Origin of the sequence: Marinobacterium sp. xm-a-127 (assembly GCF_013283425.1) — a bacterium.
Classification (GTDB): Bacteria; Pseudomonadota; Gammaproteobacteria; order Pseudomonadales; family Balneatricaceae; genus Marinobacterium_E.
Genome location: NZ_WBYH01000001.1, coordinates 737912 through 758457, shown reverse-complemented (window position 1 = coordinate 758457; position 20546 = coordinate 737912). Strand labels below are relative to the sequence as shown.

Here is a 20546-nt window from a genome sequence, read left to right as displayed (position 1 = left end):
TTATACTGTCGCACCCATTTTTAATGACTAGAGCGCTTGGTCGCTTGAGACACTGTTTATGAATCGAGATCTTTCGTTACTGCAGCCTTATCCCTTTGAAAAACTGGCAAAGCTATTGGGCGGTCTAAAACCACCTCAAGAGATGGAGCACATCTCATTGGGCATCGGTGAACCGAAACACCCAGCCCCTGAGTGTGTGACTAAGGTGTTAAACGAAACCGTCGATCTTGTTGCAAACTACCCAACGACCAAAGGCAGTGCCGAGCTTCGCGATACGATTGCCGCTTGGGCCACACGACGCTTCAAACTTAAAAGCGATAGCCTGACTGGAGAGCAGAACGTGCTACCGGTAATGGGTACTCGTGAAGCGATCTTTGCTTTCACTCAGTGTGCAGTCGATCGCAAACCTGGGGCTTTGGTACTATCACCGGACCCTTTCTACCAGATCTATGAAGGGGCTGCTTACCTAGCGGGAGCAGAGCCTTACTTCTTACCCACTCTGGCTGAAAATGGGTTTATTCCAGATTACGATTCGATCACTGATGATATTTGGGAACGTTGTGAGCTGCTATTTATCTGCTCACCCAACAACCCAAGCGGTTCAGTCCACTCTGCAGAGACCATCAAAAAGCTGATCGCGCTAGCGGATAAATTCAACTTTATCCTAGCCTCTGATGAGTGCTATTCAGAGATCTATTTTGACGAAGCGAACCCACCCGTAGGTCTTCTAGAGGTCTGTGCACAACTTGGCCGTCACGATTACAAAAATTGTGTCGTATTCCACAGTCTTTCAAAACGCTCCAACCTGCCTGGACTTCGCTCAGGTTTTATCGCCGGTGATGCCGCTCTAATCAAGCCGTTCCTGTTGTTCCGCACCTACCATGGCTGTGCGATGCCACTTCAGGTTCAGAAAGGCTCTATTGCGGCTTGGAATGATGAGACTCACGTCCAAGATAACCGTGAACAGTACCGTCAGAAATTTGCGGCCGTTCTTGAGATTCTTGCACCGGTTATGGATGTCAAAATGCCGGATGCTAGCTTCTACCTTTGGGCGAAGACACCGATCGATGACGACGCCTTTACCGCAGGACTGTTTGAGCAACAAAACCTGACGGTACTACCCGGTCGTTACTTATCGCGTGAGACCGATGCAGGACTCTACCCTGGCGCCGGCTATGTACGAATGGCACTGGTGGCAACGGTTGAAGAGTGTGTCGAAGCCGCTTGGCGAATTCGCCGTTACATCGAGTCGCTGTAAGGATGGCTATGAACGTTTACGGCATTCCAAACTGCGACACGGTTAAAAAAGCGCGCAAATGGCTCACTGAGCAGGGTATGGAGTTTAACTTCATCGACTTTAAAAAGAGCCCACCCACCGTTGAACAGATTAAGCAGTGGGTTGACGCAGTCGGTATTGAGGTTGTCCTAAACAAACGCGGTACAACCTGGCGTAAGTTGGACGATGCCACTAAAGCGATGACAGATGAGTCTGTATTGATCAATTTGATGAGCGAACAGCCCAGCATGATCAAACGCCCAATTTTTGAATTCAATGGTCAGATTGAGGTCGGTTTTACCCCTGATACTCAATCGGCATTAACGATTTAACACGAGGATATAGAGATGACTAATTTTGCATTTGGCCTAGGTGTAGGTACTAAATCAGCGGCTGGCGACTTGCTAGAGGTCTACTACAACCAACCACTGCTTAATGCAGACTCAGCACTGGTTAATGCTGCAGGTAAAGCTGTGGGTTACACCGGTGGCAACGCTGCGATCGAGGTAGATGCCGCTCAGCTAAAAGCTCTAGAGGCTGCATTTTTGAGCGTTGGCGCTGAAGATCAAGCCGAGATTGTCGAGGTTCTTGAAGGAACCGCACAGCCCGTCATCTTGACGATCCTTGAATCTGACGATGCACCAACGACCACGGCTGAAGTCTACCTTAAGCTGTCATTGATCTCGCACCGTCTCGTTAAGCCTCACGGCCAGAACCTAACCGGTATCTTTGGTCTGCTACCGAACATCGCCTGGACGAACGAAGGTCCAATCGCGGTCGATGAGCTCTCTAAGCGCCAGCTAGCCGCTCGTGCACAGGGTCGCATGCTTCACGTTCACTCAGTCGACAAGTTCCCACAGATGGCGAACTACGTTGTGCCAACGGGTGTTCGTATCGGTGCCGCATCTCGAATCCGCCTAGGTGCTCACGTAGGTGAAGGCACCACTGTTATGCACGAAGGCTTCATCAACTTCAACGCAGGCACTATGGGTGTCAGCATGGTTGAAGGTCGTATCTCTGCCGGCGTCGTCGTAGGAAACGGCTCAGACCTAGGCGGTGGTTGTTCGACTATGGGCACTCTCTCTGGCGGCAACAATGTCATCATCTCTGTTGGTGAGAACGCACTGCTAGGTGCCAATGCAGGTCTAGGCATTCCACTAGGGGATCGCTGCACACTGGAAGCGGGCCTCTATGTAACAGGCGGCTCGAAAGTGACCATTCTTGATGACCAAAACAACGAAGTAACCACGGTTAAAGCGTCTGAACTGGCTGGCAAGTCGGATCTACTGTTCCGTCGTAACTCACAAAACGGCCGTATCGAAGTTAAAACAAACAAGTCAGCAATTGAGTTGAATGAAGAGCTACACGCTCACAACTAATCCTGAAAGACAAAGGTAGATAGAAGATGACTCAGCGCTCCGCCACTCTCGAACTTGCTTGCGATCTAATCAGCCGCCCTTCTGTTACCCCAGAGGACGCAGGTTGCCAAGCAATGATGTGTGAGCGCCTTGAAGCGCTGGGCTTCACTATCGATCATATGCCGTTTGAAGAGGTGACCAACTTCTGGGCACGTCGAAACCAAGAGGGTCCTGTACTCTGTTTCGCAGGACACACTGATGTTGTGCCAACCGGCCCTATTGAGCGCTGGAAAACTCCACCCTTTGAACCGACCATCATTGATGGTCAGCTGCACGGGCGCGGCGCGGCTGATATGAAAGGCAGTATCGCTGCCTTTATGACGGCACTGGATCGATTCGTTGCTAAACATCCGGATCATAAAGGCTCTATCGCTCTTCTGATCACCAGTGATGAAGAGGGTCCCTACGTCAATGGCACAACGCGAGTCATTGATACCTTGGAAGCTCGCAACGAGAAGATCACCTGGGCAATTGTGGGCGAGCCATCGAGCACAACCTTGGTTGGCGATGTCATCAAGAACGGTCGTCGCGGATCGCTTGGCGCCACCCTGAAAGTGAAAGGGGTTCAAGGCCATGTCGCCTACCCTCATCTGGTGCGCAACCCCATTCACGAATTCGCGCCAGCATTAGCCGAACTGTCACAAACTGAGTGGGATCAGGGCAACGACTTCTTCCCACCCACCAGTTTTCAAGTCTCTAATATCAACGCAGGCACCGGTGCGACCAACGTTGTACCTGGCGAAGTCGAAGTGAAGTTTAATTTTCGTTTCTCAACCGAGGTGACTGACACTGAACTGCGAACGCGTGTTGAATCGATTCTAGAGAAGCACAATGTTGAGTATGAGATTGAGTGGAACCTATCGGGTCAGCCTTTCCTAACGGCAGCCGGTGATCTAGTCGATGCGGCTCGTGATGCCATTCGATCGGTCACAGGCCGAGAGACCGAACTGTCAACAAGCGGTGGTACATCAGACGGTCGCTTTATCGCTCCGACAGGTGCACAGGTGGTTGAGCTAGGTCCTGTTAATGCCACCATTCATAAGATTGATGAAAACGTTTCTGTCGCCGATCTAGACACCCTCTCCGAGATTTATGAACAGGTCATGATCAACCTGTTGACTGACGCCTAACATGGAGCTGATCTGCCCTGTCTGTCAGGAGCGACTATCACTCAACGAGCAAAAGAAAACGCTCCGATGTGATAACAATCACAGCTTTGATCGAGCCAAACAAGGCTACTGGAACCTGCTTTTAGTGCAAAACAAACGCAGTAAGGATCCTGGTGACAACCCCGAGATGATTGCTGCGCGAAGTGACTTCTTGAATGCCGGCTATTACGCCCCAGTCTCAGACACTTTGAACGAACTAGCTCGGCAATATACTGACACCCACCCAAGCGTTATCGATTTAGGCTGCGGCGAAGGCTACTACACCCTCGCACTGCAAAACACCTTAGATCAGGCCGAGATTCTAGGCTTAGATATTTCCAAACACGCCATCAAAGCGGCCTGCAAACGCTCGAAGTCAATCACCTGGGTGGTTGGATCATCAGCTAACATCCCAACAGAGAATCACAGCTTAGATCTCGCTGTCATCGTATTCAGCCGCATACTCGGCGAGCCTATCGCAAACGCCCTGAAAGAAGATGGACACTTAATCATTGCCTATCCAGGCGAGCGCCACCTCTACTCACTGCGCGAAGCGATCTACGATGAGGTGCGAGAAACCGACTCTTCACCCGAAAGCGCTTTAGGTACACAGTTCGAACGCATTGATGAGCGACGTGTTCATTTTGAGATTGAACTCACCTCACGCGACGCACTGCATAACCTATTTATGATGACCCCCCACGGCCAACGCGCAGCAAAACAGCTGGCTGATTATCAACAATTCACGACCGAAGTGGATATTCATCTCGCAGTTTTCAAGAAAAGCGCCTAAATTACCCCTATACCCTGTCATTCGCGTTAAGGAACAGTGATGAGCGAGCAACGCCACCCCGACATCGAGGTCTACGTCAAAGAGCGCACAGCCCAACAGATCCTAGAGTGGGTCCAAACACTCGGCACCCTGACAACCGATAAGAGCACTAAAGAGTCGATAAAATCTAAGCTCCTCATCGGCGATGTTGAAATCCCCGTTTTGATTCAACAGCGTGTTATCGGTAAAGCGTGGAGCTCTGTTTGGTTTGATAGCAGCGAGACACCCTGGGCAACCGATCTCGAATGTGCGCATCAAATCGCGAAAGAGATGGAGACTCAAACTCGCTGTATCGCCTCCGGCTGGCAAGAGGGAGATGAGCCCGATGAGTGGTATAAAGTCCACCAGGGGGTCGAGGAGAAAATTGTATGGAATACGAACTAAAACAGCCTGCACTACTCCACGCTCTTTTGCTAGATGGTCAGGGCGGTGCTATTGCACTGAATTCTGAACAGATCTCTCAGCGGAGTGAGCTTGACGGTGAAGTTTGGATACATTTGGACTACACCGAAAAAGAGAGCCACACCTGGCTAGAGGAGCACTCAGGTCTATCGCAATCAGCGATCGATACCCTTCTAGCTGATAAGGTTCGTCCAAGAACAACCAGACTCGATGATGAACTGCTCATCGCATTGCGAGGGGTCAACTTAAACGTCAATTCTGACCCTGAAGACATGGTCTCTATACGCCTTCTTCTTAAACAGAATTGTCTCATCACGACACGCAAGCGTCGCCTACAATCTGTGACACAACTGGTTGAACAGCTCCAACAGGGCAAAGGTCCACACACCCTCTCGGATCTGATCACAGAGTTGGCAGACGGCCTGACAGAACGTATTGGTCGTTTAGTAGAAGAGTTAGATGTGCGGCTTGAGTCCCTTGAAGAGCAACTGGAGCAACAGGGCTCAAAGAGCCTGCGTGAACCGCTAGCCGAGATGCGTACGACTAACGCTCGACTCAAACGTTATTTAGGCCCACAAAAAGAGGCTCTGACACAATTGATAGCCTCTAAGAGCACTCTTCTCAATGACGATCATCGCGCCTCGCTGTTTGAGACGAATGACCACCTCACTCGTCATATAGAAGATCTAGACATGTTGCGAGAACGCGCAGGTGCGGCACAAGATAGCATCATGGCCCAGCTGTCAGAGCAACTGAATGAGCGTCTATACCTTCTCGCCATCATCTCCGGACTCTTTCTACCCTTAGGATTTTTAACCGGTCTACTCGGAGTAAATCTTGGTGGTATACCCGGTGCTGACAACAGTTCAGCGTTTTTCATTTTCCTAGCGGCTCTATCGGGTACGACCGGCTTACTGGTCTACCTACTTAAGCGCAAAGGCTGGCTCTAGTGGGCCGTTGGCGACCCCCTGCAGAGAAGAGCTCCCCCTACATTACCAAAGAGGGGTATGAGCGCTTGAATGCAGAGCTTAAACATCTTTGGAAGGTCCGACGTCCTGAGGTCACACAAGCCCTCAAAGAGGCTGCTGCAGAGGGCGATCGCTCAGAGAATGCCGAGTACATCTATCGTAAAAAAGAGCTCAGAGAGATCGATAGGCGCGTTCGATACCTCGCTAAACGTATGGATCACTTTAAAGTGGTCGAGCATCTACCAGAGCAACGCGATACCGTCTTCTTTGGTGCCTGGGTGACCCTAGTTGATGAAGAGGATAACGAGATTGAGTACCGAATTGTCGGAGCCGATGAGATCAACCCTAAACTAGGTTACATCAGCGTTGACGCCCCACTGTCGAAAAAACTGCTAAAGCGTCAACTGGGCGAAGAGATAGAACACAATACACCAGACGGAAGAACACTCTGGTATGAGATATTGGCGATACGATATGAGTAGCAAGAAATGGTGGGTCGTATAGGATTCGAACCTATGACCAATTGATTAAAAGTCAACTGCTCTACCAACTGAGCTAACGACCCTGAACAGGTAATGTGAGATTTGTGAGAATGGTGGGTCGTATAGGATTCGAACCTATGACCAATTGATTAAAAGTCAACTGCTCTACCAACTGAGCTAACGACCCACTTCAAATCTCGGTTTGGCTCCTCGAGCTGGACTCGAACCAGCGACCAATAGATTAACAGTCTACTGCTCTACCAACTGAGCTATCGAGGAATAAACCTTGGACATCCTAATGGCGGAGGGACAGGGATTCGAACCCTGGGAGCCTCTCGACTCGTCGGTTTTCAAGACCGGTGCTTTCGACCACTCAGCCATCCCTCCGTTAGGATGGGCGCAGATGTTACCGTCCTCAGTTTTTCTGTCAACCATTAGCCACAAAAAATTCACAAAAAAGTGAAAAAAAGTTCTTTTTTGATCACCCAATGATCAGTTTGTTCAAGGATTGATCAGACAAGCGACATAAATCGGAAATCTTCCAACAAACGCCTTAGCGAATTGTGATGAATGTCAGTACTTGCAGCGACCGCCCTGTGATAGGATTCGACTAACAATTTCTACATTGAGTAACGCTATGTACAACATTCCTAAGGTCAATCTTCGGGGCAAAGTATCTGATATCGAGTGGCAAACACGCATCGATTTAGCTGCAGCCTACCGACTGGTCGTACTGCATGGTTGGGATGATCTTATCTATACCCACATCTCGGCACGTATCCCCGGTACCGAAGAGCTACTGATCAACCCGTTCGGCCTACGATTCGATGAGGTAACCGCTTCCAATCTGGTCAAGATCGACATTGATGGCAATAAAATCGATCCGGACTTTCCGTATGACATTAACCCTGCGGGTTTTACCATTCACAGCGCGGTGCACCTCGCACGCCACGAAGACCAGTGCGCATTTCACCTGCATCACCCTGATCTGATTGCGGTTGCGACTCGCAAAGAGGGACTACTGCCATTAAGTCAGTACTCAGCCTTTGCATTAGCCAGCATTGCCTACCACGAGTACGAAGGTCTGGCGGTAAACCCAGAAGAGATCAAGCGTCTTCAGGATGATCTTGGCACTGCCAACTTCTTCATGTTGAGAAATCATGGTGCGCTGACCATGGGCAAAACCATTGGCGACGCTTTCATGCACATGTACGACCTGATTATGGCCTGTGAAGTGCAGGTCAAAATGCAGCATAACGCGACTGATATTGTTCCTGTTCCACAAAGTGTGATTGATGGCATCAAAGCCCAGGCCAATGTCGTACACACCGGAACAACGGGTGGCCAAAAAGCTTGGCCAGCGATGCTACGAAAAGTTAAACAAGCTTACCCAGAATTTGATCAATAATTATTAGAGTTTAAGCAATGAAAATCACCGAAGTAGAGATTTTTGATATCCACTGTCCAGAGCGTCCACCCTGGAACCCTGTCTTTGTCCGCATTCATACCGATGAAGGCATTCACGGCCTCGGTGAAGCGGGCCTCGCCTACGACTGGGGACACAGTGCAGCGGCCGCAATGATTAAAGAGATCGCCGAAGCGGTGCTGATCGGCTTTGATCCGTTTAAGACAGAGCTTTTATGGTCACGCATGCTACGCGAGAGCTTCTGGGGACTTGGTGGAGGCCCTGTTCTATATTCGGCGATGAGTGCCATCGACACAGCACTGTGGGATATCAAAGGTAAAGCACTCGGACTCCCTGTCTACCAACTGTTAGGTGGCAAGACCAATGACAACCTGCGCACCTATGCCAGCCAACTGCAGTTCGACTGGGATAAAGATTGCACCAAGATGCTAACGCCTGCTGATTACGCCCGTGCAGCCTCAAAGGCGATGGCAGAAGGCTACGATGCCGTTAAAGTCGATCCGATCGTCTACGATGCTAACGGTGATTCAAGCTTTGACCGCACCAAGCTCTTTACACCTGCGCAGATGAAGCTGTTTGGAGATCGCCTGCGTGCCATTCGTAACGAAGTCGGTGACGAAGTCGACATTATCTTCGAATCACACTCTTTAATGGGTGCCGCATCGGCCATCCAGATGGGTAAAGTGATCGAAGAGGTGGGCTGCATGATGTACGAAGAGCCTGTGAACTACCTCAACTCTAAAGTGCACAAAAAAGTATCCGACGGTGTTAACGTGCCCATCGCAGGGGGTGAGCGCCTATATCACCGCTGGGATGTTCGTCAGTACTTTGAAGATCAATCGATCGATGTACTACAACCCGACGTCGGCCTTTGTGGCGGCTTCACTGAAGCTAAGAAGGTGTGTGACTACGCCGATGTCTACGACATTCGCATTCAAGCCCACGTGTGTGGCGGACCCGTAGCAACCGCCGCGTCACTGCAACTGGAAGCAGCGATACCTAACTTCCTAATACATGAGCACCATACCTATGCCATCAAGTCTTGGAACCGCGAACTCTGTATTCAGGATTATCAGCCAGTGAACGGCAAGTTCAGCGTACCGGATCTTCCAGGCATCGGTATTGAGCTAAATGATGAGATTGTCTACCGCTCACCCAACGTGAAGGTTAAATAATCCCGGAAGAAGCTAGAAACGGTAGATCTCACGCGCGTTGAGATCTACCAACCGCTCTAAATCCAATCCCGATTTACGCACAGATTCAACAACCAACAACCAATAGGCCTCATAGCTCATAGAGAGGGTTATCAGCGGGAAATTAGACGCCACCATCACCCTACTCTGACCAAAAAGAGTCACAAGCTGCTCAAGCGTCTGTTGAAGTGTCTGTGCAGTAAATGCTCTATCCAACATCTCGAACCCTGAACACTTAACGTACAGGTTTGGCAGCTCAGCAAGCTTCGTTAAACCGGTTAGCCAATGGTGCTTTTGCTCGCTAGAGAACGCGGCTGAACCAAAGCCTTGGTGATTCAAAACCACCGTCAGATTAGGTAGCTGTTTGAAAAGCACTACGACCTTATCGACAGCCACTTCATCCGTAGCATCAAATTGCAGCTCAAAGAGCAGTCCGGCCGACTCTAGGATTTTAAGATTAGACAGGGTGTTAGGGTGGCTAATGATCAAATCTAACTGATCATCAAAGATATGACGCACCCCCACCATGGATGAGCGCTCGGTTAGCTCTGAAATAGCGTTTCTGAACTCAGACTGTGAACGACAAAGATCTACACAGCCTATCGTTCGAACAGGGAGGCTGGCCTGTGATTCAATCCAATCGATCTCAAGCCAGGATTGATCATTACTAAAACCCGCTTCAATGTGTGTATAACCCGCCAAGCGCATTGGTTCAGATAGACGTATATCTGACTCAGTAAAATTACGAAGCAAGGCTGATTTATCAGGCCAATTAGGCCCTTGATTAGGCTGAAGCCAACCATACTCACCCTGTGAAAGATTAAACAGATGCAGGTGCGGATCAGTAATATTGATCATTAGCGTGCAGTGTATCCACCATCAATCGGCAGCATGGCACCGGTGACAAAACCCGCCTCATCACTGGCCAAGTAAGCCACCATCGCGGCCACCTCATTAGGTTGTCCAATGCGCCCGATAGGCTGCTCATTGGCCTCTGCCTGATGCACCTCATTGAGATCTGAACCCGAGCGAGCACAATAGGCCTCGACCGCTTTAGTGTAGAGCGGCGTCTCTATCGTACCTGGGCAGACAATATTGGAGCGGATATTAAACTGGGCGTAATCGATTGCAGTGGTTTTGGCGAGTGAAGCCAGAGCGTGCTTAGTCATGTTGTAAGCACAAGAGTTCGACTTAGCCACTGACGATTGATCTGAACCGATAAAAATGATCGAACCGCCCTGCTCCTTCATGTGCGGAACAGAAGCCTGCACCAGGGAGAAGGCGCCCTTCACGTTCAGATCAAACATCGCAACGAAATCCGCTTCGCTCGTCTGTTCAATATTAGCTGATAGATGACGCCCCGCATTGGATACGACCACATCGATGCCGTATTGATCGGCAATCTGATCAACCGCGTTTGTTACCGCTTGATGATCCGTCACATCACAGATCAACGTCTCGCCAACGGAGCCTTCACTGATGTCGAGGTTAAAGACCCTATCGCCCAGCTCAGCAAAGCGCTCAGCAATCGCCAAACCTATCCCCGAAGCACCACCTGTAATCACAACTGTTCGCTGCATAACTCACCTATCTAGACTGAACAAGCATTGTAACCATCAGTCGTCTGACCCGTCTATTAGGCTAGAGTGAGTAATAGTTTTTTTCGACTTTTATTTCTCAGAAAATGTACTAATCTAAAGTTTCATTAAAAGAGCGATCGACTATGTCTGCCAAGTCACCAGAACTAAACTACACAATGCGGGTCGGGCTTATCCCTCGCCTCGGCAACTCAATTCCCAACGACCCCGTTAATTGGGCAATTGATCAACTGAGTTATAACAAACCACTTAAATCGCCGGCTGCTAATCGGAGTACAGATCCAGTCTATGAAGAGTGGCCTGCTCATTTAGATCCAGGATTAAAAGAGCGCTTAATCAATGTATGGCGTTGGGACGAAGCAAGGGAGTCACTTCGAAAACAGCATGCAAATGAGGAGCGACTTTTAAGGCAAAAGTTGGATGAGGCTCAATTCAAGTATGACCTAAGGTGGTTTGATGCCGCTAAATTTAACCACTATGGAGCATACGGTGAAGACCCCGTTAGACAGCGTCTTGGGCACTTCTGGTTCAACCATTTCACCATTGGCTCGTACGACTCTTTTTACACAGCCGGTGATTTTTACGAGCATCGTATTCTAAAAAATTTGAACGGTAGCTTTGCTGATCTACTCTACGAAGCAACCACGCACTACTCGATGCTACGCTATCTCGACAATGTCGATAACGTTTCACCCAATTCTGAGCAGGGACGTCATCGAAGGCAGAAGGGCAAACAGGTCGGACTCAATGACAATTTAGCTCGTGAGATCATGGAGCTTCATAGCTGCTCTCCTGCTCAGGGTTACACCGAAGAGGACATTCACAACGCAGCAAGAATACTGGCCGGATGGGGAGACTATGCTTTTAATCCACGCTGGGCCTATCAAGATTGGAAAAGTGCAGATTACCCGTACATTCGAAAGCGTGCCGATACCGGTACCAAAGTGGTAATGGGTAAAAAATATGGTCGTGGCAGCTCTGCACTTAAAGAGTTTACCAATGACCTTGCCGCACTGGATAAAACGCGAGAATACATATGCCACAAACTTGCACTGCACTTCATCAGTGACAATCCCAGTAAAAAGGTCACACAAGCCCTAGAAAGTAGCTGGAAAAACTCCAATGGCAACTTACTCGCAGTTCATACAAAACTTTTAGAGCTCGCCTGGAGTGAGGGAGAAAACAAAGTCCTGTGGCCAAGCCATTGGCTATTCAACATAGTAAGAGCCGCTGATGCACACTATTTTGATAGTCACCAAGACATTACCTCTTGGCAGATGGGGCGTGAGGTGGTTAAGCCGATGCGGGAGCTCGGCAACAGTTTTTGGGAAGAGCGTCAGCCCAATGGCTTCCCTCTCAAATCTAGAGAGTGGATAAGCCTAGAGCACCTTGATAGGCGTGTGCGATTTGCTCAATCCGTCTGGAACAGAGCTTTTGTTACCGCCAAACCTGAAGAGATTATGGATCACCTACAGGTTCCTCTGAGCTACCAATCAAAGGTGATGGAATTTGGTCAGGGGCATGAGCAATTCATTGCATTAACTGTGAACCGCTGGATGATGGAGGTGTAATTTGAAACGTAGAGACTTTTTGAAATTATCAGGCGGTTCATTAGCACTTGCGTCTGTTCCAACCTGGGCACGCTCCAACAACCCAAATCGACGCTTAGTTGTCTTCTTCTTAGAGGGTGGTCTAGATGGCCTAAGTGCATTGATACCCAAAGCGGAAGGTGCACTGGAGAGCCACAGGGAATCGTTGTTACCTACCTCACTTCTAGATCTCAATAGTCACTGGGCATTGGACCCATCGCTTCGAAACACGCACAAACTGATGCTGAGTCAGGACATACTTGGAGTCCATGCAACCAATTTCCCTTACACCAAACGTTCCCATTTTGAGGGACAAAACTTCATACAGGGCGCTGGCAAAGCTCCTTTTACAGAGAGTACTGGCTGGATAGGTCGAGGCTTAGATTTAGTCAACTACGGTGGACGGGCGATGAGCTTGGACACCCCTCTTCTACTCAGAGGAACGACTAGCATCGACAACTACTATCCGGCTCATGTAAAGGGTGCCTACAACCCCTCTTCCGATCTCTTAAAAAGAATTCACTCAGGTCTATCAGAGCAGTGGCAAACCACCAATGAAAAACTGATTGCTAGGGTGACTAAAAACACTTACCAATCCAATGATCGAAGTCCGAATGCATTAGCGCGAGAAGCCGGCAAAGCACTATCACAAAAGGATGGCCCCATCGCCGCAATGATTCGACTAGGGGGGTATGACACTCATGCAGGACAAGGATCTCGTTTAGGATCTAAGCTAACTGAGCTAGATCTATGCATCAGTTCATTAAAAGATTCACTCGGTGAGGCTTGGGATAACACGACATTTATTACTCTCACCGAGTTTGGCCGAACCGTCAAAGTGAATGGCAGCAGCGGCTCTGACCATGGCTACGGCACCTGTATGTTTATTGGGGGTGGCGCTGTTAATGGTGGTGCGGTATTGGCTGACTGGCCCGGATTGGCAAAGAGTGACCTATTTGAGCGACGCGACCTGATGGCTACTTTGGATTCACGAAGTCTGTGTGCAGCTGCACTAGAGCACACACTTGGCCTTGAGCACGACGAAATCGCGGAACGCGTATTTTTTGAGCCAAACCTAAAACGAGTTACTGACAGGATATATCTATGAAGCTAGCTTATCTGGCGGTCGTTACCGCTATGCTGGCAGGGTGTCAGTCAGCACCACAAAAACCCAATGGAACCGGTTCTGTTGAACGAATTAACATTGAGTCACAAACCTATCAAGAGGGAATGCACCGATACCCAGTCGATGCCGAGTTTTTAAAACCTAAGCTGAGCATTGCACAACAGCAGTTAGCGAAACGAGAGGCTGAAAAAGAGCGAAATCGCAAACGCAATTTAGAAATGGCCGAGGATGTTCAACTAGCCTCTAAATTTTATGCCGAGAAAGATGGCTGGTTCACATGGGTTACAGATCAAAAGCAATTCATAGCTGCTCCCAATCTAAAATCCAAACCGATGCGACTTTTGATGGCGGATGGCAGAGAACAGATCGTTAAAGGACAACTCGGCAACAGACAAATCGAAGCCCGCGCAAAGGTGATTCATTTTGGGGTATTAACAGACCGAAGCGTCATGTTGATTATTGCCCCGATTAATAGCACTCCGGGCTCTGAAACCAGCATATCTATATTCAATGATGCAGTTGCAGCCTGTGGAACCGCACTGCCTTACGCCTTTGGAGATATTCACTTTATCTCCAAAACCACAAACCCTGCTGTAGCTGCTAAACAGGCATGCATCGTAGAAAAAACGCAGCATGATCGATTCTTAAGAGTTTTCTACAACAACGCACTCTCTATCGAGCAACAGGTTGAAGGGGCTGAGTTGGAGTTGGGACTCTCCTCATAAAAAACAGCCACTCAGCTCTGATGAGCTGAGTGGCTAGCAAAGAGTAAGACAGTTAACGATTAGCCAACCAAGCCTCTAGATCGTCAGCTCCACCGACTCGCTGACCATCAATGAATACCTGCGGTGTTGTTCCCTGACCAGTTACAGCGGCTAGTGTCGAGTAACTTAGTCCTTTCGCACCTAGGTTGATCTCTTCGTAGCTGAAACCAGCCTCACTCAATGCTTTCTTAGCACGCGTACAGTGCGGGCATCCTGGTTTGGTAAACACAGTGACGCGTTTAGGCTGCTCCGCATTGGCGTTGATGTAGTTCAACATTGTGTCGGCATCGGACACTTGGAATGGGTCACCTGGCACATCCGGTTCGATGAACATCTTCTCAATGACGCCATCTTTAACCAGCATCGAGTAGCGCCAGCTGCGCTTACCAAAGCCAAGATCCGCTTTATCAACCAACATACCCATGCCGTCGGTAAACTCGCCATTACCATCAGGAAGCATGTAGATATTCTCTGCACCCTGATCACCAGCCCAGGCATCCATCACAAATGGATCATTCACTGATAGGCAGATGATGCTATCCACACCCTCTTTGGCGAAGACAGGAGCCAATTCGTTATAGCGAGGCAAATGGGTGCTTGAACAGGTCGGTGTAAATGCTCCGGGTAATGCAAACACAATGACCGTTTTACCCTTGAAAAGATCATCTGTAGTGACTTTAGCCCACTCGTTACTTTCACGAATTGGAAATGTAACCTGTGGGACTGTTTGTCCTTCTCGATTCATCATGGCTTGACTCCTTTTATGTAAAGCTCGTTCGTTTCGATAGATTTAGAATATGAGAAATAGATATTTTAATAAAATTAATTAAAACTAATCACTTCATATTTAAAACCTATAGCAACAATAAATAGAGAGCCCTGTTGCCTAATCTGATAGAATCGCGCCATTCATTTATGTAGGAACTTTGCGTGTTTAGCGAACTCGATATCAGTGATCGTATCTTAAAAGCGATCGACCAAATGGGCATTACTCAACCCACCCCAGTGCAACAGGAGAGCATCCCTGTCGCGTTAGAAGGTAAAGACCTTCTGGTTGGTGCAGAAACAGGCAGCGGTAAAACACTCGCTTTTGTTGTGCCACTGCTACAAAAGCTGCTCGACACGCCTAAACCTCGCTCGGGCACACGCGGACTGATTCTGACCCCTACACGAGAGCTGGCTGAACAGGTCGAAAACATGTGTGCAGAGCTAGCGGCATTTACACAAATTCAGGTTCAGAGCGTGTGTGGCGGTGAAAACTGGTCAAACCAGGTCGCTCGTCTACGTAAAAACCCAGAAATTTTAGTAGGCACACCAGGTCGTTTGAAAGAGCACCTTGAGCGCAACACCCTCGATTTTGATGATCTTGAGTACCTTGTTCTTGATGAAGCCGATCGCATGCTCGACATGGGCTTTAAAGATGAGATGAGCTTTATTATTGATGCCTGCCCTGCACAGCGTCAGACGCTTCTGCTCTCTGCAACGCTCAACCACAGCAAACTGCAAAGCCTCATCAATGTTGGTCTTAAAGAGCCAGTTCGATTGCAGCTTGCGACTGCACAAGATGCTGTTGAGACGATCACACAGCAGATGATCCTAGCTGATCACCCTGGTCACAAAGAGAAGATACTACTTTGGCTGCTAGATAACGAAGAGCATGAGAAAGGGATTATCTTCTGTAATACCCGTGCCTTTGCAGAGCAGCTTGGTACTAAATTACAACGTGAAGGTCGTCGCATTGGCATTCTTCATGGCGAGATGGAGCAGCCCGAGCGTAAGCGTATTCTGCAGCTATTCAGAGATGGCCGCATCAACCACCTAATCGCAACCGATGTTGCAGCACGTGGATTGGACATTGAAGGTGTCGACCTCGTCATCAACTTTGATATGGCGCGTAAGGGTGATGAGTACGTTCACCGTATCGGCCGCAGTGGTCGACAGGGTCGCAAAGGCTTGGCTATCAACCTGATCATGTCGAACGAGTGGAACCTATCCGCGACCATCCAGCGCTACCTTAAAGTGACGTTTGAGATGCGATCCATTGCGGGACTGAAAGGTCACTACAAGGGGCCTGAAAAAGTTCGTAAGAACGGCCGCGCAGCGGGTACTAAAAAGCGCAAAGAGTCTGATAAACGTAAGAGCAGCGATAAGCCTAAGGTTAAACAGCGCGCTCGCGATAAGAAGGATATCGGCAAGCGTCGTCAACCAGCAGCTGCTGCATTAGGCGATGGCAATGCACCAATGATGCGCCGTAAGACAACGGGACTGGATCCAAACGACTGATGAAACAAGCACTACCCTCTTTCTATTTGAGCCACGGCTCACCGCTTGATGCATTAGTGTTCGGGGAATCTGAACAACAGCGCCTTGATGAGCTAGCAAAATACCCGCAACCCAAAGCGATACTCATCATGTCGCCACACTGGTTTACTGGCGGGATTAAACTGACCTCATCACTCCAGCCTGAAACCATTCATGACTTTTACGGTTTCCCTGATGAGCTGTTTGCCATTCAATACCCTGCCAAAGGGGATTTAGAGTTGGCGATTTATGCCCAGTCACTACTCACCTTTGCCGGTTATGAAGTGGAGTTGGATGCACAACGCGGCTTAGATCACGGAGTCTGGGCCCCGCTTAGACATCTCTATCCAGACGCAGATGTTCCGGTTGTAGCACTCTCGATGCCAAGAACGAGCACGCCTGAATCACTCTACAAGATGGGGTATGCACTGCGTTCCTTAAGACAAGAGGGGGTGCTCGTCATTGGATCCGGCAGCACAACCCACAATCTAAGAGATGTTCGCCAACCTGGGCAGCCTGAGTACGTAAGCATGTTTACCGACTGGCTAAAAACTCGACTGGAAAAACGTGAACTGGCCACTCTACTGAACTACCGTTCAGTGGCCCCTTATGCACAAGCCGCCCACCCCACTGATGAACACCTTATCCCGCTCTACTTTGCACTGGGTGCGGCCGGTGATGAGTGGGTCAATCTGAAACATATGAACGACGAAGTCCGACACAGCGCTATCGCCATGGACTCTTGGATGTTTGGCATCAATGCTGAGTAAGTTGTTTAAATCAAACATCGATAAACTCAAAAAGGCTCTTCTCAAAGAGGATCTCAAAGGCTTTAGGGAGATCCTAAACAGAGTCGACCCTGCTGATCTATCAGCTGCATCCACACAGCTCATTGAAGCGGCGATTCACGAGTCCGCACCTGACTATCTAGAGTCACTTCTGCAGAAGCTGCAGATCTCTGATACTGAAAAATTGCTCAATTACGGGCTATTAGCCTGCACCACTGAACAGCCGATCAAGACCCTAAGAGTGTTACTAAGAGAGGGGTTAAATCGCATCTCCAACCAGCAAATCAATCAGCTGAGTAGGTTTATTGTAAACAATAGGGAGAGTGATCGAATGGCCCTGCTCAGCCTAGTGTCACAACATGGCTGTGACCTCAACGGTGCGACTGAAGCGATTGTGTTCGCAATTAAAAATGAAGATAGAGAGCTGATGAAGTTTTTGATTGAGTCCGGTGTCAGACTGAACGAGCAACAGTTAACAGAAGCCTCTGAAACCTTTCAAAGCTACGCCAGCCGCATTGTAGCTGACAAAACATTGAGAGACAGTTGGCTTTAAATCCCACTAAGATTTAACCACAGACCTCACAAGTTGCTCGCTTAGATAACTTCAACGTTTGAAATTGCATCGTCTTGGCATCAATAAGCAGCAACCGCCCTTCTAAAACCTCGCCGATGCTAGCCAACACTTTGAGTGCTTCCGCTGCTTGAATCGTACCGACCATACCAACAAGAGGCGCAAACACGCCAGAGGTTGAACAGTTTTGATCAACATTGGCATCCGCAGGATAGAGGCACTGATAGCAAGGTGTTTCAGGGTGGCGAGGATCATAAACACTGACCTGCCCTTCAAAACGAATCGCAGCACCTGAGACCAGCGGCTTACCGGCCTCAAAACAGGCTCGATTCAGTGCATGGCGGGTTTGGAAGTTATCGGTACAATCAACGACCAGATCCACACTGCTGACGGTGCGTTGCAACAACTCACCATCTAATCGATCAGTGATCACGCTGGCCTGGGTATTGGGATTGATCTCAGCAATCTGCGCTTGGGCCGACTCTACTTTAAACTCACCCAATCGTTGATGCGTATGGATCACCTGACGCTGAAGGTTGCTTAGCTCGACTCGATCATCATCAGCCAGTACCAACTCACCCACACCTGCCGAAGCCAAATAGAGTGCAACTGGGCTGCCTAATCCACCCAAGCCAACGATCAACACTTTGGCGTTTAACCAAGCCTCTTGACCGGCCGCGTCGACTTCCGGCAACAGAAGGTGTCGGCTGTATTGCAATAACTGTTCATCATTTAACATCAGACTCTCCAACAACCACCGGTAATTCTGGGATTACCCCCATAATCTTGCCGTGTTTCAACCTGTTCAAATCCAACCTGTTTAAGTTTATTGGCCACCTGCTCCGCTTGATCATAGCCATGCTCTAGTAGCAACCAGCCATCACCCTTCAAATAGGCTGGAGCTATCTCAATAATATAGAAGAGATCGGCTAGCCCTTCATCCTCGGCAGTCAATGCCGTTAGGGGTTCAAAGCGGACATCACCCTGCTCTAAATGAGTATCTTTAGGATCAATATAGGGTGGATTTGAAACGATTAAATCGTACTGACCGGCCAAAGGTTCAAACCAAGAACCGGATAGCACCGTTAAATTAGAGGCGCCTAAACGAACTGCGTTTCGTCTTGCCAACTCAGCGGCCTCTGCAACGAACTCCACAGCACTCACTTGCCATGCAGGGTTTTCCAGCGCCAACGCGATGGCGATAGCACCCGTTCCTGTACCTAGGTCGACTGCAGATGCTTTCGAATTGAGAGGCAACTCAAGGGCCCACTCAACCAAGGTTTCGGTATCAGGACGAGGAATTAACGTGTGTTGATTGACCTCTAGATCAAACGACCAGAAGCCACGACGTCCCGTTAAGTGAGCGACAGGAGTGCCCTGTGACCGTTTAACTAGGAGTGAATCAAACTGGCTAAGCTGCTCTGCTGTCAGCTCTTTTTCCGGCCAAGTTCTAAGATAACTGGGGTCTTTTTGAAGGACAAAGCAGAGTAGATGTTCTACATCGACGCGAGCAGAGTCTGATTTCAGCTCTGCCGATTTCGCTAGGGCCTCGTCGATGCGCATCAATTAATCGTCAGACAGCGCCGTTAGCTGCTCTGCCTGATACTCCTGCATTAGCGTATTGAGAACCTCATCCATATCACCCTGCATCACCTCATTTAGCTTGTAGAGGGTCAGGTTGATACGGTGATCGGTCAGACGTCCCTGAGGGTAGTTGTAGGTACGAATACGTTCTGAACGATCGCCCGATCCAACCAAGCTTTTACGGGCGCTGGCCTGTTCCGCTTGCACCTTATCGATCTCTGCCTGCTGCAGACGTGAGGCGAGCAGCGCCATCGCTTTAGCACGGTTTTTGTGCTGCGAACGCTCCTCCTGACACTCAACCACTACACCTGTTGGGATGTGCGTAATACGAATTGCGGAGTCTGTTTTGTTGACGTGCTGACCACCGGCACCGGATGCACGGAAGGTATCAACTCGCAGGTCCGCTTTATTGATATCGATTTCGGCCGACTCATCCATCTCAGGCATTACCGCAACGGTACAGGCCGAAGTATGAATGCGTCCCTGGGATTCGGTTTCAGGCACACGTTGTACACGGTGCGCACCCGATTCGAACTTCAGTCGAGAGTAAACGGCATCGCCGATAACACGAGTTATGATCTCTTTGTAACCGCCGTGCTCACCTTCATTCGCACTGATGACCTCTACCCGCCAACCGATCTTCTCGGCATAGCGTGAGTACATTCGAAACAGATCACCGGCAAAAATAGCCGCCTCATCACCACCGGTTCCCGCTCGAATTTCAAGAAAGACGTTACGACCATCATTAGGGTCTTTCGGCAGCATCAAAATTTGCAGATCAGCATCAAGTTGCTCTTCTAGGGCTTTAGCCTCTTTGAACTCCTCTTGCGCCATCTCTTTTAGATCAGCGTCGTCCTCTTCCATCATCAGAAGCGCGGTCTCTTGATCCTCTTTCGCCTGATTCCACTGGTTAAAGGTGGCGACGATCGGCTCTAGGTCCGAATATTCACGTGAGTAATCACGGAACTGATCTTGATTGCTAATAACACTCGGATCGCTCAGCAGAGCCGACAGCTCTTCAAAACGATCAACCAACGACTCCAGTCGCTGACGTATGGATTCTTTCATCTTTAATTTCCG

22 protein-coding genes and 4 tRNA genes are annotated in these 20546 nt (G+C 49.2%); 16 read left to right on the top strand and 10 right to left on the bottom strand.

The window, feature by feature from the left end; translation table 11 throughout:
• Positions 1-58: 58 nt before the first annotated feature.
• Genes dapC through greB form a run of 8 tightly spaced genes read left to right on the top strand, consistent with a single transcriptional unit; the run spans position 59 to position 6526 of the window.
• On the top strand, positions 59-1258 hold the full coding sequence (dapC, locus tag XMA127_RS03760) for a succinyldiaminopimelate transaminase (RefSeq protein WP_173495247.1): 1200 nt from the start codon (positions 59-61) through the stop codon (positions 1256-1258).
• Between the two features lie 8 nt (positions 1259-1266).
• Positions 1267-1608: an arsenate reductase gene (locus tag XMA127_RS03755; protein ID WP_217361985.1), complete on the top strand. Its 342-nt coding sequence runs from the start codon at positions 1267-1269 to the stop codon at positions 1606-1608.
• A gap of 15 nt (positions 1609-1623) precedes the next feature.
• Positions 1624-2655 (top strand): 2,3,4,5-tetrahydropyridine-2,6-dicarboxylate N-succinyltransferase, encoded by a 1032-nt coding sequence (gene dapD / locus XMA127_RS03750; RefSeq protein ID WP_173480660.1) that lies wholly within the window; start codon positions 1624-1626, stop codon positions 2653-2655.
• A gap of 26 nt (positions 2656-2681) precedes the next feature.
• The gene (gene dapE, locus XMA127_RS03745; protein ID WP_173480659.1) at positions 2682-3824 is read left to right on the top strand and encodes a succinyl-diaminopimelate desuccinylase; all 1143 of its coding nucleotides are present in this window, start codon (positions 2682-2684) and stop codon (positions 3822-3824) included.
• A 1-nt stretch (position 3825) separates the two neighbouring features.
• The gene (locus tag XMA127_RS03740) at positions 3826-4635 is read left to right on the top strand and encodes a putative RNA methyltransferase (protein WP_173505624.1); all 810 of its coding nucleotides are present in this window, start codon (positions 3826-3828) and stop codon (positions 4633-4635) included.
• A 39-nt stretch (positions 4636-4674) separates the two neighbouring features.
• On the top strand, positions 4675-5058 hold the full coding sequence (locus tag XMA127_RS03735) for a hypothetical protein (RefSeq protein WP_173480657.1): 384 nt from the start codon (positions 4675-4677) through the stop codon (positions 5056-5058).
• Positions 5043-6026 (top strand): zinc transporter ZntB, encoded by a 984-nt coding sequence (locus XMA127_RS03730; RefSeq protein ID WP_173484572.1) that lies wholly within the window; start codon positions 5043-5045, stop codon positions 6024-6026. Before XMA127_RS03735 ends, XMA127_RS03730 begins: the two co-directional genes overlap by 16 nt.
• Positions 6026-6526: a transcription elongation factor GreB gene (gene greB, locus XMA127_RS03725; protein ID WP_173480655.1), complete on the top strand. Its 501-nt coding sequence runs from the start codon at positions 6026-6028 to the stop codon at positions 6524-6526. Before XMA127_RS03730 ends, greB begins: the two co-directional genes overlap by 1 nt.
• A 7-nt stretch (positions 6527-6533) precedes the next feature.
• Here greB and XMA127_RS03720 read toward each other — a convergent pair.
• From XMA127_RS03720 to XMA127_RS03705, 4 genes are all read right to left on the bottom strand, one after another.
• Positions 6534-6609, bottom strand: a tRNA-Lys gene (locus tag XMA127_RS03720).
• Between the two features lie 28 nt (positions 6610-6637).
• A tRNA-Lys gene (locus XMA127_RS03715) sits at positions 6638-6713 on the bottom strand.
• A 16-nt stretch (positions 6714-6729) separates the two neighbouring features.
• Positions 6730-6805, bottom strand: a tRNA-Asn gene (locus XMA127_RS03710).
• 20 nt (positions 6806-6825) lie between these two features.
• Positions 6826-6913: transfer RNA gene (locus tag XMA127_RS03705), tRNA-Ser, on the bottom strand.
• Between the two features lie 250 nt (positions 6914-7163).
• Here XMA127_RS03705 and XMA127_RS03700 point away from each other — a divergent pair.
• Both XMA127_RS03700 and XMA127_RS03695 read left to right on the top strand, forming a co-directional pair.
• Positions 7164-7934, top strand: a complete 771-nt coding sequence (locus XMA127_RS03700; protein ID WP_173483541.1) for a class II aldolase/adducin family protein — start codon at positions 7164-7166, stop codon at positions 7932-7934.
• Between the two features lie 17 nt (positions 7935-7951).
• Positions 7952-9127, top strand: a complete 1176-nt coding sequence (locus XMA127_RS03695; protein WP_173484574.1) for a mandelate racemase/muconate lactonizing enzyme family protein — start codon at positions 7952-7954, stop codon at positions 9125-9127.
• Positions 9128-9139: 12 nt separating this feature from the next.
• Here XMA127_RS03695 and XMA127_RS03690 read toward each other — a convergent pair whose 3' ends face one another.
• Complete coding sequence (locus XMA127_RS03690) at positions 9140-10003, bottom strand: amidohydrolase (RefSeq protein ID WP_173484575.1); 864 nt, start codon at positions 10001-10003, stop codon at positions 9140-9142.
• The gene (locus XMA127_RS03685; RefSeq protein WP_173495058.1) at positions 10003-10725 is read right to left on the bottom strand and encodes an SDR family NAD(P)-dependent oxidoreductase; all 723 of its coding nucleotides are present in this window, start codon (positions 10723-10725) and stop codon (positions 10003-10005) included. The genes XMA127_RS03690 and XMA127_RS03685 overlap by 1 nt, the downstream gene beginning before the upstream one ends.
• A 143-nt stretch (positions 10726-10868) precedes the next feature.
• On the opposite strand from XMA127_RS03685, the gene XMA127_RS03680 reads away from it, so the two are divergent.
• The 3 genes from XMA127_RS03680 to XMA127_RS03670 are packed head-to-tail and all read left to right on the top strand — an operon-like array spanning position 10869 to position 14183.
• Positions 10869-12314, top strand: a complete 1446-nt coding sequence (locus tag XMA127_RS03680; protein WP_173495057.1) for a DUF1800 family protein — start codon at positions 10869-10871, stop codon at positions 12312-12314.
• A gap of 1 nt (position 12315) precedes the next feature.
• Entirely contained in the window at positions 12316-13440 is a 1125-nt protein-coding gene (locus XMA127_RS03675) for a DUF1501 domain-containing protein (protein WP_173495056.1), read from the top strand.
• Complete coding sequence (locus XMA127_RS03670) at positions 13437-14183, top strand: hypothetical protein (RefSeq protein ID WP_173495055.1); 747 nt, start codon at positions 13437-13439, stop codon at positions 14181-14183. Before XMA127_RS03675 ends, XMA127_RS03670 begins: the two co-directional genes overlap by 4 nt.
• 52 nt (positions 14184-14235) lie before the next feature.
• On the opposite strand, the gene XMA127_RS03665 is transcribed toward XMA127_RS03670, so the two are convergent.
• On the bottom strand, positions 14236-14970 hold the full coding sequence (locus XMA127_RS03665) for a glutathione peroxidase (RefSeq protein ID WP_173495054.1): 735 nt from the start codon (positions 14968-14970) through the stop codon (positions 14236-14238).
• 182 nt (positions 14971-15152) lie between these two features.
• On the opposite strand from XMA127_RS03665, the gene XMA127_RS03660 reads away from it, so the two are divergent.
• From XMA127_RS03660 to XMA127_RS03650, 3 genes are read left to right on the top strand one after another with little or no spacing between them, the layout of a single operon-like run.
• Complete coding sequence (locus XMA127_RS03660; protein WP_371731499.1) at positions 15153-16505, top strand: DEAD/DEAH box helicase; 1353 nt, start codon at positions 15153-15155, stop codon at positions 16503-16505.
• The gene (locus XMA127_RS03655; protein WP_173483585.1) at positions 16505-17293 is read left to right on the top strand and encodes a class III extradiol ring-cleavage dioxygenase; all 789 of its coding nucleotides are present in this window, start codon (positions 16505-16507) and stop codon (positions 17291-17293) included. The genes XMA127_RS03660 and XMA127_RS03655 overlap by 1 nt, the downstream gene beginning before the upstream one ends.
• A complete protein-coding gene (locus tag XMA127_RS03650) occupies positions 17283-17864 on the top strand; it encodes a hypothetical protein (protein WP_173483586.1) in 582 nt (193 codons plus the stop codon). Before XMA127_RS03655 ends, XMA127_RS03650 begins: the two co-directional genes overlap by 11 nt.
• A 13-nt stretch (positions 17865-17877) precedes the next feature.
• On the opposite strand, the gene XMA127_RS03645 is transcribed toward XMA127_RS03650, so the two are convergent.
• The 3 genes from XMA127_RS03645 to prfA are packed head-to-tail and all read right to left on the bottom strand — an operon-like array spanning position 17878 to position 20534.
• Complete coding sequence (locus XMA127_RS03645; protein WP_173480647.1) at positions 17878-18621, bottom strand: molybdopterin-synthase adenylyltransferase MoeB; 744 nt, start codon at positions 18619-18621, stop codon at positions 17878-17880.
• The gene (gene prmC, locus XMA127_RS03640) at positions 18621-19445 is read right to left on the bottom strand and encodes a peptide chain release factor N(5)-glutamine methyltransferase (protein ID WP_173480646.1); all 825 of its coding nucleotides are present in this window, start codon (positions 19443-19445) and stop codon (positions 18621-18623) included. Before prmC ends, XMA127_RS03645 begins: the two co-directional genes overlap by 1 nt.
• A 3-nt stretch (positions 19446-19448) precedes the next feature.
• Entirely contained in the window at positions 19449-20534 is a 1086-nt protein-coding gene (gene prfA, locus XMA127_RS03635) for a peptide chain release factor 1 (protein ID WP_173480645.1), read from the bottom strand.
• Positions 20535-20546 lie beyond the last annotated feature (12 nt).